Raw genomic sequence first — 17,142 nt, 5'->3', positions numbered from 1 at the left:
TCTGAACTCATCGAGTGGAAGCCGCATGAAAATTCTTGTCGCACGCATGAATCACGAGACCAATACGTTCTCGCCGGTGGCTACACCCCTGGCGGCGTTCGGTCGTCACGGTCCCACGTTCGGCGAGGACGCGTACAACGAGAACAAGGGCATGCAAACCGCCATGTCCGCGTTTATCGACGCAGCCGAACGAGCGGGCGCGCAACTTGTCACGCCGGTTTCGGCGTCGGCGAATCCGAGCGGTCCGGTCGCGGCCATTGCGTACGACATCATCTGCAACGCAATTGTGGATGCCGCGCATGGTTGTGACGCCGTCATGCTCGATTTGCACGGCGCAATGGTTGCAGAAAATTCCAACGACGGCGAGGGTGACCTGCTCGAGCGGCTGCGTGCCGCATTGCCGCATGCACCCATAGCGGTCGCTCTCGATCTGCACGCGAACGTCACGCAGAAGATGATCGACAACGCGGATGTCATGGTCAGCTTCAAGACTTATCCGCACGTCGATATGTTCGAATGCGGCGCTCACGCGGCGCGGCTTCTGTTCGATCTCCTCGATGGCCGCGCGCGGCCGGTGATTGCGTGGTCGCAGCCGCCGCTGCTCACGCATACGCTGCGCAGTGCGAGCGCTGCGGGGGCAATGAAACGCGCGGTGGAAGCGGCCCAGGCAGCCGAGCGCGACGGCATGCTCGCCGTCTCCGTGCTGGCGGGATTTTCACTTGCCGATATCCCGGCGCCTTGCATCAGCGTGGTGGTGGTCGGCGACGGTGATCGCGAGGCTGCCGCGCAAGTAGCTGAGCGCATTGCGCGGCAAATCTGGGAAGACCGGGAGGGATTTTTCTATCGAAGTCCGCCGCTCGCTGATTCCGTTGCCGAGGGCGCCGCGCTCGCACGTGGCGCTGATAAGCCCGTGTTGTTGCTCGATCATGGCGACAACTGCATGTCAGGCGGCACGTGCGACACGATGGAGGTCTATGAGGAAGCCATCCACCAGGGCTTGACGGGGATCGTGATGGGGTTGGTATGCGATCCCGAAGCCGTCGCTGCATTGTTCGCGGCGGGAGTGGGCGAGACTGTCACGCTTGGCATTGGCAACAAGCTCAGCGGGCGAGCCGCGAAACCGCGTCTACCGGTCACGCTCACGGGCGTTGTGCGTGCGTTGACCGACGGGGAATACGTAATCAGCGGACCGACCTACACGGGACAGCGCGCCCACATGGGCCGCGCTGCGGTGCTTGATGTGGGCATAGCGCAGATCGTGTTGACGGAGCGCACGCACGAGCCCTGGGACCTTGGCGTGTTTGAAAGTGTTGGCATCGACCCGCGCCGTGCGACGTTTCTCATCCTCAAGTCGCGTATGTATTGCCGTCCGGTATTTGTGCCGATCGCGCACGGCCTGGTTGAATGCGACAGCCGTGGCGTGACCAGTTCCGACTTCAGCCTGTTCGAATTCAAGAACGTCCAGCGGCCGGTTTATCCGCTGGACACCGGCACGAACTGGTAACGGCGCGGGCGTTCAAAAGGTCCCGGGTAGCAGGATCTGATCGTTCACGCGCCGGATGTCGGTATGCCCGCAAAAGGCCATGGTGGTGTCGAGTTCCTTGTGGATGACCTGCAGGCATCGCTCGACCCCTGCCTCACCCATTGCGCCCAGCCCGTACAGGAAGCTGCGGCCAATCAGCGTGCCTTTCGCACCGAGCGCCACCGCTTTCAACACGTCCTGTCCGCTGCGGATGCCGCCATCCATCCACACTTCGATTCGATCTCCCACCGCGCTCGCAATCTCGGGTAGCGCGGAGATGGACGATGGCGCGCCGTCGAGTTGGCGGCCGCCGTGGTTGGAGACGATCATTGCATCGGCGCCGCTGTCGGCGGCAAGGCGCGCGTCTTCCAGATCCATGATGCCCTTCAGGATGAGCTTGCCTCCCCACAGCTTCTTGACCCATTCGACATCTGCCCAGCTTAAGGCCGGATCGAATTGCTCGGCGGTCCATGAGCTCAGGGACGAGAGATCCCCCACGCCCTTTGCATGCCCGACGATGTTGCCGAAACTGCGCCGCTTGGTGCCGAGCATGCCGAGGCACCAGCGTGGTTTGGTCGCCAGGTTCATGAGGTTCGGGAGCGTCAGTTTGGGCGGCGCCGAGAGCCCGTTCTTGATGTCCTTGTGGCGCTGACCGAGAATCTGCAAGTCGAGCGTGAGCATCAGGGCGCTGCACTTCGCAGCCCGGGCGCGCTCGATCAGCCGCACGATGAAGTCGCGGTCGCGCATCATGTAGAGCTGGAACCAGAATGGTTTGCTGGTGTGTGCCGCGACGTCCTCGATCGAGCAGATGCTCATGGTGGACAAGGTGAACGGCACACCGAACTTCTCTGCTGCGCGTGCGGCGAGGATCTCGCCGTCCGCGTGTTGCATGCCGGTCAATCCCGTGGGTGCCAGCGCCACCGGCATGGCGGCCTCCTGCCCCACCATTTCCGTGCGAGTGCTGCGACCCGCCATGTTGACCGCTACGCGCTGGCGCAGCTTGATACGCTGGAAGTCGCTTTCATTGGCCCGGTAGGTACTCTCGGTCCACGAGCCGCTGTCGGCGTAATCGTAGAACATGCGCGGCACGCGCCGCTGCGCGAGCACGCGCAAATCCTCGATGCAGGTAATGACTGGCACGTTTCTCTCTCGCTACGGGAACGGGAGGATGAGTATACGGTTTAAAGCACCCGAATTTAAGCTGAAGTTGCCTCGTCCCGACGAGAATCCCTCAGCGCGGCCAGGGTAATCACGATTTCGCCAAACAGGGGCCGGTCGCCGGCCTGCTCGTCCAGACAGTCATTTTTCAGGCTTGCGAGCACCGCCAAGCTTCTTTGCGCGGACCCCTGCGCATCGCATCGATCAAGCAATTCTTCGAGCAGGCAGCCAAACGCTCTTACTTCCAGGCGCTGGAGTGCGTTGGCCAGCGCTTGATCGCCGGTTGCATAGAACGATGCCGCGCCAAAATCTCCCATTAGCGCCTGACCCTGTCCGCCATGCAGGATATTGTGGGCGTACAGGTCGCCATGCATGATGCCCTGCTGATGCAAATGCCATGCTGCCGATGCGATCCCGTGTGCAACGCTTAGCGCTGACGTCAGGTCGAAGCGGGTACCGAGGTCATAGATATCGCGCGTGCAAGACTCCAGACTGGGCGGCCCCGCAAGGTTCCTTAGCTGCGGGTCAATCAACTCCATCACGAGTCCATGGGCCCCGGTGGGATGGCCCTTTATCTTGCCGAGTACCGGGATCAGGTTCGGATGTGGTCCCGCAGCAATGCAAGCGGCCATTTCGCAGTGCGGCAGGCCATCACTGGTCACAGCGCCCTTAAATAGCTTGACTGCAACGGGCTGGGTTGCGTCGCTATCCGCCGGATATTCCACCCGAAGTTCCGCACGATGAATCACGCCCGATGCGCCTTCACCTAGCCGATGCTGCAGATCCAGAGCCTCCCAGGGGATATCGGCAACGGGCGTATCCGTCATTGCGCGTGCTTCAAGTCGGTCGTTGAATGGATTTCCCGCGTACGCCAGCCACGAAAGCCGGGGCAAGGACGCGACCCAAAGCGGCAGTTCGGTAAGCCGATTAGCTGCCAGGCGGATCAACTCAAGGTGAGAGCATGCGGCCAACTCCACCGGCAGCGTGCGCAACTGATTGCCCGCCAACATCAGCTTTTGTAGCCGAGTGCAGTTTCCGATCTCGGGTGGAAGCGCCTCAACTTCGTTGTCGGTCAGGATCAGCCAGCGAAGATTGGGCGGTAATGAAGCACCCGATACTTTTCGTATGCGGTTTGCCTTGAATCCGACCATGCTCAATTTCATGCACTGACCGAGCACTTCCGGAAGCTCTGCAAACTGGTTGTTCGAGCAGAAGATGGTGCGCAGATTCGTCAGGCGCGGCAAATCATCGGGCAGCGACGAAAGCGCATTGCCGGACAGGTCGAGGATTTCCAGCGTGTCGGACAGACCGAATATCTCGCGCGGAAATTCGGTCAGGCCGCAGGCTAGCGTCAGTCGTTGGGTACCGGCTAGCTGTCCGGTGCGAAGTTGTTCGAGTGTGCTTGTCACAGTGGCGGGAATATCCAGGATGGGCAGCAGGTTGATATTGCCCGTGCGGGACCTATTTTACTGAGTATTGGCAACGCGCAAGTCCGACCGCGCAAACGCCCCGATGCTTGCGCAGCAGACAACAGTTTTTCGCTCACGGCTCGAGCACATTCGAACCGTGGCCCACCTGTCTCGTAGACCACTCGCGGCCTGCATGTTCCCTAGATCTGCGCTGACCCGCCGTCGACGAACAATTCGCTGCCGGTGACAAAGCTGCTGTCGTCGGAAGCCAGGAACAGTGCCGCACTCGCGGTCTCCGAGGGATCGCCAAGGCGGCCAAGCGGTGTCGTGCTCTGCACGAACTTGATCATCTCCTCGCTCGCTTCTTCCGAGGTGGCGAGGCCATGCCATCCGGGTGTGGAAGTTGCGCCTGGCACAAGCACATTGACGCGGATCTTGCGCGGCGCGAGATCGAGGATCCAGCTTCGCGCGAAGTTGCGGATCGCTGCCTTGCTAGCACTATAGACACTGAATGACGGCGCGCCGGTCACCTCGGTAGTCGATCCAGTGAGAATGACCGACGCGCCGTCCTTGAGCAGTGGGAGGGCCTTCTGCACCGTGAAAAGCGTGCCCTTTACGTTGGTCGCGAAAGTTCTATCGAAGTGCTCCTCCGTAATCTCGCCGAGCGCTGCAAATTCTCCACCGCCGGCGTTGGCGAACAGGACGTCGATCGTTCCTGCTTCCTCTTTGACGATGGCAAACAGGCGGTCCAGGTCGGCAAGGACGGACACGTCGCCTTGAATGCCGCGGGCATTTTCTCCAACCTCGGCGACGGCCGCATCGAGTTCCTTCTGGCGCCGGCCGCTCATGAAAACCCGCGCGCCTTCCCGCGCAAAGCGCTTTGCCGTCGCGAGGCCAATTCCGCTGTTTGCACCCGTTACCACTGCCACTTTTCCACTGAGCTTACCCATCTGAAATCTCCCGATCGAGTGTGAAGATTTATTATGGGCGAGTACATTCTGTTAGGCTAGTACCTACCTAAAGGTATGTGTGGAGGTCATTTTATGGAAAACCGGGCGTTTAGTTGCGGGCTGGAGATAGCTCTCTCGGTTGTCGGCGGGAAGTGGAAGCCGATCGTGTTGTTTCATCTGAACAGTGGGCCGCGTCGGTTCGGCGAATTGAAGCGTCTTGTCGCCGGCATCAGTGAAAAGGTCTTGATCCAGCAGGTTCGCGAGTTGGCCGAGGATGGCATCATCGTGCGACGTGACTATCGGGAAGTGCCGCCCAGGGTCGATTATGAAATGACGGAGTTCGGCAAGACGCTGGCGAAAGCGCTCATGCCGCTCTGTGCCTGGGGCGATGAAAACAGGGAACGGATAGACGGTTTGCTACTGGACAAGACAAAGACTCAATAGAGTATGTTCGGTATGCTAATGAATAGCATGCAATCAAGCGTGTGGCTTAGCGCCGTTGATACTTGCACTTTTGCTTGGTCCGACAAACCGGACCGGCCGCACAATGCGTGCAACTCACTGCAGATAGCGCCTCAACAATGTCCTGCTAACTAGAACTCAACAATGGCAACCGATGTGAAAACCAACTCCGCCTCGCCCGATCCTGACCCGGTGCCTCGCAGCCGCTTGAGCGGCGCCAAGCGGCGCGAACGCTTTCTCGACATGGCGGCGGAAATCATTGTCGAGAGCGGGGTGTCGGCGGTGACCATGGAATCCGTGGCGGCGCGCTCCAGCGTTGACAAGCGGCTAGGCTATCGATACTTCACGAACCGCGACGATCTCATAGGTGCACTCGTCGAACGTGAGTTCAAGGTCATGAGGCAACGTGTCCATGAAGAGTTGCCTGTGATCACGAGCTTCGAAGAGCGCTTGCGAGTCAATACTCGCTTATGGCTGGCGACCATCGCCGAGCGCGGCCCGCTGTTGCGCCGCTTGCTTTACGGCGAGGGGCCGCTGGAACACTACGCGAGCACCATCCTGAACGCCGCGGTTGCCGACTGGGCCGCGATGATCGCCACGGAAACCGGCCTCGACATGACGCTCGCGGAGATCGTGACCCGCATGCTGCTCGCTGCCATGTCCGGCGCTGTCGACGTCATGCAGACGGGTGTCAAATCGCTCGACGAAGTCGCCGATCTCTATTCCACGATTGCGCTAGCCGGCATACGAGCGGTCGCTCAAGGTGCCGGCGACAACGGTCTGCGCAAATAAAACCGAGGGTCGCCAATTCATTGTGTCGTTTGCCCTCGTTTATAAGTCACGGTATAGTGACTTATAAACGAGGGCTGCTATCAAATGGCCCAGGAACGGACGAGGAGTACAAACAGTGGCAGAGACGACCACCGACCCGGTCGGGCACATTTTGCTCGGCGACTGGGAGATCAAGGATTACGCGCCTCGCGAGGCTGAGGCGGCAGAACTGTCGGCAGGCGGCGATGGCTGGATACCCGCTCCTGCACCCGGCGACACCTATCTAGCGTTGCACGTTGCAGGCCGGATCCCGCATCCTTTTGCCGAGCAAAACGAGTTCCTTTGCGCCTGGGTGAAAGACCGTGAGTGGTGGTGGCGCACACAATTTTTCGCCATGAAGCCGGGACCTGGAGAACGTGTGATATTGACGTTCGAAGGCCTGGACACCTATGCGTCGATCTGGCTGAACGGAAGTCTTCTGGGCAAGACGGACAACATGTTCACGGCGTTCAGTTTCGACGCCGGCCCGCTGCTGCATGACGATCAACCCAATCTGCTGCTGATCCGTTTCACACCACCTGCGCTGCCAGTGGCCGACAAGTCGATGGAAACCTGGGAGATCATTGCGGATCCGATCAAAGAATCGAAACGCAATTACCATCGAAAAGCGCAGTTTGGCTGGGGCTGGGACTGGGGTCCGCAACTGCCCAGCGTGGGAATCTGGCGCCCCGTCCGTCTGGAGCGTCAGCGAATCGCGGTCATCCATGATGTCCGCTTTAGCACGATTGCAATCGACCCCGCAGCCAGGATCGATGTCGCGATAACCATCGACGCCTTCGCCACGGATAGCGATTCTCGCGAGCCTCTGCTCGCGATGCTTCAGTTGATTGATCCGGACGGTGTGTTTGCCGGCGGCACGACCCTGACCTTTGATGGGACGAGCCGATCCGCGACGTGGCAGCCGATCATCGATACACCGAGCTTATGGTGGACGCCCGAGCTCGGTTTGCCTTCGCTGTACACGTTGCGCGTCGAACTTGCACAGGGGGAGCAACGTCTCGACCAGCGCACGCTGAAGGTCGGCATTCGCTGTATCGAACTCGATACGTCGGCCGATCCGGATGAACCCGGCTGTGACTTTTTCCGCTTCATTCTGAACGGCGTGCCGATCTTTGCGCGCGGCGTGAACTGGATACCGGCGAGTTCCCTTGTCGGCGCGACGACCGCTTCTGACCATCAAGCCTTGCTCGCAGACGCGCTCGCCGCGAACATCAACATGATCCGCGTGTGGGGCGGTGGCCTGTACGAAGCCGATGCGTTCTACGACGCCTGCGACCGCCTGGGCCTGCTCGTCTGGCAAGACTTCATGTTCGCGTGCGCGCCGTATCCCGAGCACGAACCTGCTTTTGTCGAAAGCGTGCAGCGTGAGGTCGATCACCAGATTACCCGGCTCCGGAATCATCCCTCGCTGGCGTTATGGTGCGGCAACAACGAGGGACAGGCAGTTCATCAGTTCATCGCCCGGATGAGCGGGTCGAACGCGCCTTATCCTGGTGACCTGTTTTTCCAACGAACGATTCCGCAAGCACTGAAGACACTCGATCCGTCTACGCCCTATTGGCCGGGCAGCCCTTACGGCGGTCCCAGTCACAACAGCATGCGCGCAGGCGATGTCCACAACTGGACGGTCTGGCATGGCCTGCCGCCGGTTCCCGACGAACTGCCGGTGGGCGATTTCAGCCACGGCCCGGAAGCGGTGGCCTATACCCGTTACGCGGAAGACAAAGCGCGTTTCGTCAGTGAATTCGGCATCCAGGCGTCACCGGCTGAGAGCACGCTGGCGCGTTGGCTCGCGCCTGACCAGATGTCGCTTGGCAGCGATGGTTTTCTCAATCGCATCAAGGACCACCCGCGAGATAAGGTGAACGCGATGCTGATTCCGGTGACCGGTTTGCCGGACACCCTCGGCCAATATGTTGTCTTCACCCAGTTGGTACAGGCCGAAGGATTGAAGTTTGGCATTGAGCATTATCGCCGCCGCAAGCCACATTGTTCGGGCACGCTGATCTGGCAATACAACGATTGCTGGCCGGGAATTAGCTGGAGCCTGATTGATTTCGACCGCGTGCGGAAGGCGAGTTGGTTCTACGTCGCCCGCGCTTACGCGCCGGTACTCGGGTCGTTCAAGACGCTGGACGACGGCGTGATCGAATTATGGATGACCAACGACACCCGCGAGAGGGTCGAATTCGCGGCGACCTTGACCATGAAGAATTTCGACGGCAATACACTGTGGGAGGAAGTTGTCACGGCAAGCGTGCCGGGTACGGAAAGCCGCGTGGTCTGGCGTGGCGAGGCCGCGCGCATGGCAGCGGACCCGGCCAGGGTGCTTGTCGTTCGTTCAAACCGATTTGCCGATAACCGCCTGTTTTTCGCGCCGGTCAAGGACTTGCCTTTCTCTCCAGACGAACCGGAGATGCAAGTGCAGATAGCCGATGACCACTCGCTCGCCGTGACGTTGACGGGTGTTGGCTATCATCACTTCGTGCATCTTTCGGCTCGGCAGCCGACCACTGTGTTCAGCGATAACTACTTCGACTTGCAAGCCGGCGAGACACGTACGATACGTGTGGCGCTGCCCGGCGCAACGCTGGAACCGGCCGATATCACACGGGGTTCATTTCATCGCTGAGAGCAGTGAGGCGCGCGTACGACGGGGCCTCCTCGCCCCGATCGAACTCAATTGCTCTGTTGCGCGAGTTCCGTGTCCATATCAGGGTAGAGCAGGCGGAGCAACTCGCTGAGCACTGCGACTGAGTTTTCGGCGTCGGCCCGATCGCGCCTGAAGAGCGCTTCGAGCGAAAGTCCGCGTATAGCCGCGACAAACAGGCGGTGAATCGCCTCGCCGTTCGGACGATCGCGCAAACCCGCGGCTTCCAGGCGCTCAATGATCCACGGATGCGATAGGCGGTCGATAGCGTTCTGCATTGAACGCAGCTTGTCGGCCAGTTCAGGATCCGAGCGTGAGGCCAGCATGATCTCGATGACGGCGGTGCCCGACGGCTGGCTCATCACTTCCCACATGGTCGCCGGCAGCTCGCGTATCCATTGCATCGGTGTTTTCTCGGCGACCGTGCGCTCGTAGTGCTGGACGTCCTGTTCGAACACCGCTTCAACGACGGCCAGCATCAGGTCGGTTCGGGTCGGATATTGATGGGTCATTGCGCCGCGGCTTACCCCGGCTTCGTCCGCCACCATGGTCACCGACGTCGCGCTATAGCCGAACCGGTGCAGGCAGGAAATGGCCGCTGCAATCAGCTTGGCCTGTGTCTCTGCGCTTCGCTGGGCTTGCGGACGCCGCGCGGGTTCTCCAGCGGGTTCGGGCGCGCTTCGGACCGGTAACGTCCGGAGCGGCTTTTCTCTCGGTTGTTGTCTCATGGCGGATTGGGTTACGTCTCTCTGTTTAGCTGACTTCATTGTCGTTTTTATCTGCTCGTGCTTGCCAAGGTGGGCCACCACGACAATAGACGAAAACAAACAAACAAGTCTATTGGTTTTTTATCGCAAGAGAAACCGGCTTGCGCGCCGGTGCGCACTGGCATACCGCGCATTGACCTGAATCGCCTCGAAAAGCCTTATTTTATGCGGCTTTACGGCTTCCATCCCAGACCTTCATATGGCGGTGGAAAGCGTCAGTCGGCTCTCTTCATTTCCATCTCCCGATCGGGAAATACCCTCGTACATTCACAAACAGTCTTGCCTGTTTGTTATTATCGAATTACTGTGACGCACTTGCTTCAGGCAAGTAACCAGAAAAACATCAGGAGACGAGCAACATGAGAATGACCCCCGCGCGGAGGTCGGCGAAGTCTGCCGATGCGCGTATCAATGTCGTGGAGCAATGGAAGAAAAGGGCGCCGTGGTTCAAGGCGCACGCGGACGTCCGCCGGGAAATCGGAGCAAGGGACAGCGGGAGAAAACTGCTGCACGTGGCGGGTCTTGGACTCGCACTGGCTCTTTCGGCGACGCTCGCAAAAGCCGACGACAGCATCGCTCAAGCAGCGAAGACCACGAACTGCCTTGCCTACGACCAGGATCGCGCACGCGGTCTGGAGACGCCGCTCTCGAGTACGTGTGACAGCATTTCGCCGAGCATGGGTGGTCTGCGCGAGAAGCTGTATGAAAACGGCTGGATGCTTCAGGGCGGCATGTCGGCGGGGGTGACGTATGACCTGCTGCATCCCGACAGCAGTGTTCCGCAAGCCTATACGGGGCAGCGCCCCACCTACAGCCAGGCGGCACTGGCCGTCCTTACCTACGATCTTTCGCGGGTTGGCTTCAGCAAGGATTCGCAGTTCATCATGTCGGGCGAATGGAACGAGAGCAGCTATCTTGGCTCGGGTACACGTGGCGCCTACGTGAGCGCACTGGCGATCGAACAGGAATTCTTTAACCATCAGGTACGCATCGAGTACGGATATCAAACACCGTCGAACAGCTTTTACGGCTTTACGTTGGGGACGACGGTCGCATCGTCCGCGCTAGGTCCCGCCAGTAGTATGTTTTACGAACTAGGCGTTCCGTCAGTCAAGCCGGCACCCACTTTCGATATTCGTCTGTACACGCCGGACATGCGGTTCTATAACCATTTCGCCGTCACGCGAAGCATGAGTCCACAAGGTTTTCAGGCTGATTCCCAGGCGAATTCATCGGGTCTGGACTTTAGCGTTCCCGGTGCAAGGGCTCTTTATATGGACGAAGTGGGTTATCGGATTTTGTCCGCTGTGAACCAGCGCGCCTTCTGGCTGAGAGGAGGCGCCTTGTACAACACGAGCGACTATTTTGACTACGGTGTCGGCAAGCCGACGTACGGTAACAAGGGGTTCTATGTCGCTATTACCCGGCAGTTCACCCAGCCCGATCAGTTTTACACCTATCGCGGTATTTACGCGGATGTCAAAGTGGACTTCGCGGACGCAAGCAAGAATCCGTTTAGCCGGGACGTTGCAGCTACGCTTTATAGCCTCGGCCCGTTTGACTCGCGTCCCTACGACATGATCAGCATCGGCTACACCCATCAATGGATTAGCCCTAAAACTCAGCAGTACATAAATTTGGTGACGACCGCGACCGCCATTACAGGCAGCAATACGTTCTCGCTGTCCTATGCGTTCCACGTGGCTCGGGGCATCTACTGGACCAATAGCCTCGCGTACACAACGCAACCCGTGCTGTTCCCTTCGCATAAGGCGGCTCTTTTGCTGACCACGGGTGCAACTGTGGTGTTCTGATCGACGGGCCATTTTCGGACATGACCGCCGGGGGACCGGCGCATTGTGGCCCGGTTCATCGGAGACTCGTTGCCGCAATACATCGGCTTTTGCACAAGGCTTTGTTCAGGCGAGATCGAACGGATGCTGAAAACACAGTGACGGTATCCGGCGAACTGCTGCGCCCTCTCTATCCCGGGGGCGCAATGAAACCGTAACAAACGGAGGAAGTGATTTTGATTAGTGACAAAGCAGACAAAGCAGACAAAGCGGACAAAGCGTACAAAGCGCCATGCGCAGTACCCAAGGGCTTTTTGTGGGGCGTGGCAATATCGGGGCATCAGAGCGAAGGCAATAACGTCAGCTCAGATGTGTGGCTCGCCGAGCACGTGAGCCCCACCGTATTCCGCGAGCCGTCACGTGACGCGTGCGACAGTTATCATCGCTTTGGCGATGACATCGCCATCGCCGCCGACCTGGGTTTCAACTGCTACAGAGTCGGAATCGAGTGGGCGCGCATAGAACCGGAACCCGGTCAATTTTCGATGGCTGAACTGGATCGATACGCGCGCTTGCTAGACCGATGCCTTGAGCGTGGACTAGCCCCGATGCTCACCTATAGCCATTTCACCGTGCCGCGCTGGTTTGCGGCGCGCGGCGGTTTCGAGGTCCAGGACGGCGCGGATCTGTTCGCACGTTTCGCGGAAACGGCAACCCGGCGTCTGGGCGAAAACCTGGCTGCCGCCACGACCTTCAACGAGGCCAACATCCAGCGTCTGATCAAGGTTCTACTGGCGACGCCCGAATCCAAGCCGGCTATCGATGCAATGCTGCTCGCTTGTGCACAGCGTTGCGGCTCGACGCAGTTTTCATCGCTCCTTTTCGCAGACGTCGAGAAGACCGAAGCCGTGTTGATCGATGCCCACCGCAAGGCGGCGCAGGCCATCAAGGCAGGGCCGGGTAATTTCCCGGTTGGCCTCAATCTGACGATGCAGGAAGTGCAAGGCGTTGGCGATGCAAATCTGGCCGGGTACATTACCGACAGCCTCTATGGTCCCTGGCTTGACGAAGCGGCGCTGACCGACTTCATCGGCGTTCAGACCTACACGCGCGTACGCGTGGATGCACACGGACAGGCCGAGCTCGCGCCCGGTACGGAGATGACGGCGGCCGGTTACGAGTTCTATCCGCAAGCGCTGGGAGCCACGATCCGCTTGGCTGCAAGCCGCACCGGGCGACCCGTCTACGTCACCGAAAGCGGCATTGCGACCAACGACGATACGCGTCGCGTGGCCTATATCGATGCTGCTCTCGCGGAAGTACGCCAGTGCCTGGACGAAGGTATCGACGTGCGCAGCTACATTCATTGGTCCTTGCTGGACAACTTCGAATGGACGTCGGGCTACGATCAGCGTTTCGGCCTCGTCGAGGTCGATTTTGAAACTTTCGAGCGCAGGCCCAAGCCGAGCGCGTTTCACTTAGGCGCCATCGCGCGCCGGGGAGAACTCTGATGAGCGATTCAGTACCTGGTGTTGGCATGGTCGATCAACTCGACTCGCAAGGGAGTGGACCGACTGAGGACGAGATACGGTTCGTGCATGCCTATCTGGCGCCCGGTCCCTTCGATGCCGACCTGCTCGCCCGGGCTCACGACCCGGCGGTGCTGGCCGCACGTGAAGCCCGTGCAGAAGCGCTGCGAGCGCGCGACTGGCCCAATCTCGGTCAGTACCGGGACGCAAACCGCACGCTTCAAGGCGTGTCGCCGAAGGCGGTGTTCATCGGCGATTCGCTGACTGAATTCTGGCTCGCGGGCGACCCGGGAATGTTCCGCTATGGCCTCGTCAGCGGCGGCGTGATCAACCGTGGCATTAGTGGACAAACCAGCCCGCAGATCCTGCTGCGTTTCATGGCCGATGTCATTCAACTGAAGCCCGCCGTGGTCCACCTGCTATGCGGAGGAAACGATCTCGCCGGTAATACCGGACCTACGACGTTCGCGGACTACCAGAACAACATCATCGCGATGGTCACGCTGGCGCGCGCCTTCGATGTGCAAGTGATTCTCGGCAGCGTCACCCCGGCAGGCAGTTTTGCCTGGCGTCCGGGGATCGATCCGCGTGCCCGCATTACAGAGATCAATGCATGGCTTAGGGCCTTGGCCGTCGAGCGCGGACTTGTTTTCGCGGACTATCATTCGGCTCTCGCGGCGCCGGACGGCAGCTTGCGCGCCGAATTGACGCGCGACGGGGTGCATCCCACGGCGGCGGGATACGACGTGATGCGTCCTATCGCACTCGCCGCCTTGACCGCGGCTACCCAGTGAGGTCGAGGGCGCATGCTCATGGGTAGATACCCCTAGAGCATGGTTTTTGGCCCAATTACTAAAGCAAGTGTCCCGTTACACCATTGGTATATGACCGTCGCGCCGACACCATGTAGCCGGACGAGCTGCCACTCAAGGCGGCCAAAGGAAATGCAATGCTGGGAAACATGCAGGGCCACGCCCTGAACGTAGCGTCCCTCATCGAGTTTGCGGATCGCTGCCACGGTGACGGTGAGATTGTCAGCAGGCGGGTGGAGGGCGATCTGCATCGCACGAACTGGAACGGTGTAGCGGGCCGTGCGCGACGGTTTGCGCGATGGCTCGACGCGATTGGAACGAGTCACGGGGAGCGTGTGGCGACCCTCGCCTGGAACGGTTACCGGCACCTTGAAATTTACTACGGGGTATCGGCGTCGGGACGTGTATTGCACACGCTCAATCCGCGCTTGCCGCTAGCGCAACTGGTCTGGATCATCAACGACGCGCAGGACGAGGTGGTCTGCTTCGACCTGACGTTCCTGCCGCTGGTGCAAGCCATTCAATCGCAGTGCCCCGGTGTTCGCCATTGGGTCGCGCTATGCGATCAGGACCGCGTGACAGACGGCATGACCGCGCACGGCATTGCGTGCTACGAGAGTTTGATCGACGGCTTCTCCGATGCCGTCTATTCGTGGCCGTCCCTCGACGAGAACGCAGCGTCCAGCCTGTGCTACACCAGCGGTACCACGGGCAATCCCAAAGGTGTCTTGTACAGCCATCGCTCGACGGTCCTGCATGCCTACGCTGTAGCACTGCCCGATTCAATGAATCTGTCGGCGAGGAATGCGGTGCTTCCGGTCGTACCCATGTTCCATGTCAACGCATGGGGTTTGCCGTATTCCGCCGCGCTGACCGGAGCGAAGCTGGTGTTCCCTGGGCCGGCACTCGATGGCAAGTCGGTCTACGAACTGATCGAGTCAGAGGCCGTGGATCTTGCCGCGGGCGTGCCCACTGTCTGGCAAATGCTGCTGAACCACGTGCAGAGCAACAAGCTTCGATTCTCCACGCTCAAGCGAACGATCGTGGGTGGTTCGGCTTGTCCTGCCGCCATGATCGACGCCTTCGCGGACGATTACGGCGTAGAACTCTCGCATGCCTGGGGCATGACCGAGCTTTCTCCCTTGGGGACCGTCAATACGCTCAAGCGAAAACATCTCGCGCTGCCCAAGGAGCAACAACGCACGTTACGGCTGAAGCAGGGACGTCCCGTCTTCGGCGTGGATCTTCGTATCGTGGATAACGACGGTCTGGACCTGCCGCAAGATGGTGCGAGTTCCGGTGAACTGATGGTTCGCGGACCCTGGGTGGTCGATCGCTATTTCAAGCAGGACCACGAGAACCTCGACGACGGATGGTTTCGCACCGGCGACATCGCCACCCTCGACGCGGACGGTTTCCTGCAGATCACGGATCGGGCCAAGGACGTCATCAAGTCGGGCGGGGAGTGGATCAGTTCAATCGACATCGAGAACGTCGCCATGGCGCACCCTGGCGTGGCAATGGCTGCGTGTATTGCGGTCCCTCACCCGAAGTGGGACGAACGCCCGTTGCTCGTGGTCGTTCCAAAGTCGAATGTTTTGCTGAGCGCTGCCGACATGCTGGCTTTCTTCGACGGGCGCGTGGCGAAGTGGCAGGTTCCGGACGATGTGATTTTTGTCGATGCACTCCCGATCGGCGCTACGGGGAAAGTAGTCAAGCATCAGTTGCGCGAGCAGTTCAAAGGGCACCACGACCGTTCGCACACGGCACCCGCCTGATCGGTACCAACCGAGTAAGCTAGCGTCATTCCACACACGGGAAACAGACCATGCAGGTCAGCTCGCCTTCTTTCCTGGAAGAACGCTTCGAGGCGCAACGCCGGGCGTTCGCGGCGGAATCGAATCCGCCGCTGCACGTTCGCATGGACCGGCTGAACCGGCTGCTTGCGTTGACGGAGAATCATGAAAGCGACTTCATACGCGCGATCGACGCCGACTTCGGTGGCCGGTCCGCTCATGAAACGCGGATCGCCGAGTTGTTTGTCGTGCGCGCTGGAGTTCGCCACGCACGCAACCACCTGAAGCACTGGATAAGTCCGCAGCGAGTCGCAACCGGCCTGCACTTCCGGCCTGGCTATAACCGCCTGTTGCGGCAACCGCTTGGCGTGGTCGGCATCGTATCGCCGTGGAACTACCCTATTCAATTATCGTTGGGGCCGGCGCTGGCGGCCCTTGCCGCTGGCAACCGGGTGCTCCTCAAACCGTCCGAACTGACTCCCCGTTTCTCCGAACTGCTGGATCACCTGGTTAGCGCTTCGTTTGCGCCGGATGAGCTGAGCGTAGTGAATGGCGGTGTGGACGTGGGTCAGGCTTTTACACACCTGCCCTTCGATCACCTGTTCTTTACCGGATCGACCCGGGTCGGCCGGCAAGTCGCTCAGGCCGCCGCGGCAAACCTTACGCCGGTGACGCTGGAACTCGGCGGAAAATCGCCCGCGATATTCGACGCCTCCTGCGACATTGCAGCCGCCGCCGCTAGCATTGCCTACGGCAAGTTCCTGAACGCCGGACAGACCTGCATTGCTCCGGACTATGTTCTCGTGCCGGTGGGTCTGGCCGACAGCGTCGCCGATCAACTCAAGGCGGCTATTACGCGCCTCTATCCCACGCTGATCTCTAATCCGGACTACACGGCGATCATCAGCACGAGGCATCGCAATCGGCTGCTTGCGATACGGGAGGAAGCGCGTGATGGCGGTGCACGCATTGTCGAAGTCAATCCAGCCGGCGAACGCTTCGACGAAGGCACGCGCAAATTCCCGCCAACGTTAGTGATCGGCGCGGCCGCGAGCACGCGTCTGATGCGCGAGGAAATCTTCGGCCCGCTGCTGCCCATTATCGAATACGACGGGCTTGACAAGGCCATTGCCATGGTGAACCAGGGCGAGCGCCCCCTTGCGCTTTACTGGTTCGGCCGGAGCGTCGCCAATCGCGACCGGGTGTTGAACGAAACAGTCTCCGGCGGGGTCACGATCAACGACTGTCTGTGGCACCTGGCGCAAGAAGCACAGCCGTTCGGAGGAGTCGGCCCGAGCGGCATGGGCGCTTATCACGGCGAATGGGGCTTTCGTACCTTCAGCAAAGAGAAACCGGTTTTCTACCAGGCGCGTCTGAATGGCACCCGTCTTTTCCATCCCCCATACGGCAAGACCTTCGACCTGATGCTGCAACTGATCAAGCGTATTACATGAACAAAACGC

At 60.0% G+C, this 17,142-nt stretch carries 13 protein-coding genes; 9 read left to right on the top strand and 4 right to left on the bottom strand.

Annotation, left to right across the window (positions count from 1 at the left end):
- The first annotated feature begins 25 nt into the window (after positions 1-25).
- Entirely contained in the window at positions 26-1,504 is a 1,479-nt protein-coding gene (locus BSU04_RS23120) for a M81 family metallopeptidase (RefSeq protein WP_089162759.1), read from the top strand.
- Positions 1,505-1,516: 12 nt separating this feature from the next.
- Here BSU04_RS23120 and BSU04_RS23115 read toward each other — a convergent pair whose 3' ends face one another.
- The 3 genes from BSU04_RS23115 to BSU04_RS23105 form a co-directional block, all read right to left on the bottom strand.
- Complete coding sequence (locus BSU04_RS23115) at positions 1,517-2,662, bottom strand: alpha-hydroxy acid oxidase (RefSeq protein ID WP_089162758.1); 1,146 nt, start codon at positions 2,660-2,662, stop codon at positions 1,517-1,519.
- Positions 2,663-2,718: 56 nt separating this feature from the next.
- Positions 2,719-4,089, bottom strand: a complete 1,371-nt coding sequence (locus BSU04_RS23110; protein ID WP_089162757.1) for a leucine-rich repeat-containing protein kinase family protein — start codon at positions 4,087-4,089, stop codon at positions 2,719-2,721.
- Between the two features lie 200 nt (positions 4,090-4,289).
- Positions 4,290-5,039, bottom strand: a complete 750-nt coding sequence (locus BSU04_RS23105; protein ID WP_089162756.1) for an SDR family NAD(P)-dependent oxidoreductase — start codon at positions 5,037-5,039, stop codon at positions 4,290-4,292.
- A gap of 93 nt (positions 5,040-5,132) precedes the next feature.
- Here BSU04_RS23105 and BSU04_RS23100 point away from each other — a divergent pair, with 93 nt between their 5' ends.
- From BSU04_RS23100 to BSU04_RS23090, 3 genes are all read left to right on the top strand, one after another.
- Positions 5,133-5,483 carry a winged helix-turn-helix transcriptional regulator gene (locus BSU04_RS23100; RefSeq protein WP_089162755.1) on the top strand — a complete coding sequence of 117 codons (351 nt, stop codon included), beginning with the start codon at positions 5,133-5,135 and terminating at the stop codon, positions 5,481-5,483.
- Positions 5,484-5,657: 174 nt separating this feature from the next.
- Positions 5,658-6,293 (top strand): TetR/AcrR family transcriptional regulator, encoded by a 636-nt coding sequence (locus tag BSU04_RS23095; RefSeq protein ID WP_179258409.1) that lies wholly within the window; start codon positions 5,658-5,660, stop codon positions 6,291-6,293.
- A 115-nt stretch (positions 6,294-6,408) separates the two neighbouring features.
- Positions 6,409-8,964, top strand: a complete 2,556-nt coding sequence (locus tag BSU04_RS23090) for a beta-mannosidase (protein ID WP_089162753.1) — start codon at positions 6,409-6,411, stop codon at positions 8,962-8,964.
- Between the two features lie 47 nt (positions 8,965-9,011).
- On the opposite strand, the gene BSU04_RS23085 is transcribed toward BSU04_RS23090, so the two are convergent.
- Positions 9,012-9,710 (bottom strand): TetR/AcrR family transcriptional regulator, encoded by a 699-nt coding sequence (locus BSU04_RS23085; RefSeq protein WP_089162752.1) that lies wholly within the window; start codon positions 9,708-9,710, stop codon positions 9,012-9,014.
- Between the two features lie 398 nt (positions 9,711-10,108).
- Here BSU04_RS23085 and BSU04_RS23080 point away from each other — a divergent pair, with 398 nt between their 5' ends.
- The 5 genes from BSU04_RS23080 to BSU04_RS23060 all read left to right on the top strand — a co-directional run bounded on the left by BSU04_RS23080 (position 10,109) and on the right by BSU04_RS23060 (position 17,133).
- Complete coding sequence (locus BSU04_RS23080) at positions 10,109-11,563, top strand: carbohydrate porin (protein WP_089162751.1); 1,455 nt, start codon at positions 10,109-10,111, stop codon at positions 11,561-11,563.
- A 215-nt stretch (positions 11,564-11,778) separates the two neighbouring features.
- Entirely contained in the window at positions 11,779-13,053 is a 1,275-nt protein-coding gene (locus BSU04_RS23075) for a glycoside hydrolase family 1 protein (protein ID WP_218827336.1), read from the top strand.
- Positions 13,053-13,865 (top strand): GDSL-type esterase/lipase family protein, encoded by an 813-nt coding sequence (locus BSU04_RS23070; RefSeq protein WP_089162750.1) that lies wholly within the window; start codon positions 13,053-13,055, stop codon positions 13,863-13,865. Before BSU04_RS23075 ends, BSU04_RS23070 begins: the two co-directional genes overlap by 1 nt.
- A gap of 155 nt (positions 13,866-14,020) precedes the next feature.
- Entirely contained in the window at positions 14,021-15,661 is a 1,641-nt protein-coding gene (locus tag BSU04_RS23065) for a 3-(methylthio)propionyl-CoA ligase (protein WP_089162749.1), read from the top strand.
- 50 nt (positions 15,662-15,711) lie between these two features.
- Positions 15,712-17,133, top strand: a complete 1,422-nt coding sequence (locus tag BSU04_RS23060) for a coniferyl aldehyde dehydrogenase (RefSeq protein ID WP_089162748.1) — start codon at positions 15,712-15,714, stop codon at positions 17,131-17,133.
- Positions 17,134-17,142: the final 9 nt, after the last annotated feature.

It is taken from the genome of Caballeronia sordidicola (assembly GCF_002220365.1).
GTDB lineage: Bacteria > Pseudomonadota > Gammaproteobacteria > Burkholderiales > Burkholderiaceae > Caballeronia > Caballeronia sordidicola_C.
Note: the sequence above shows the minus strand (reverse complement) of the source record. Positions and strands in the feature narration are given on the sequence as shown.

What these genes read in the sequence shown, in the direction of transcription:
- BSU04_RS23070 (WP_089162750.1), top strand. Translation starts at nt 13,053, where the DNA reads ATGAGCGATTCAGTACCTGGTGTTGGCATGGTCGATCAACTCGACTCG.
- BSU04_RS23065 (WP_089162749.1), top strand. Translation starts at nt 14,021, where the DNA reads ATGCTGGGAAACATGCAGGGCCACGCCCTGAACGTAGCGTCCCTCATC.
- BSU04_RS23085 (WP_089162752.1), bottom strand. Translation starts at nt 9,710, where the DNA reads ATGAGACAACAACCGAGAGAAAAGCCGCTCCGGACGTTACCGGTCCGA.
- BSU04_RS23105 (WP_089162756.1), bottom strand. Translation starts at nt 5,039, where the DNA reads ATGGGTAAGCTCAGTGGAAAAGTGGCAGTGGTAACGGGTGCAAACAGC.
- BSU04_RS23080 (WP_089162751.1), top strand. Translation starts at nt 10,109, where the DNA reads ATGAGAATGACCCCCGCGCGGAGGTCGGCGAAGTCTGCCGATGCGCGT.
- BSU04_RS23100 (WP_089162755.1), top strand. Translation starts at nt 5,133, where the DNA reads ATGGAAAACCGGGCGTTTAGTTGCGGGCTGGAGATAGCTCTCTCGGTT.
- BSU04_RS23120 (WP_089162759.1), top strand. Translation starts at nt 26, where the DNA reads ATGAAAATTCTTGTCGCACGCATGAATCACGAGACCAATACGTTCTCG.
- BSU04_RS23060 (WP_089162748.1), top strand. Translation starts at nt 15,712, where the DNA reads ATGCAGGTCAGCTCGCCTTCTTTCCTGGAAGAACGCTTCGAGGCGCAA.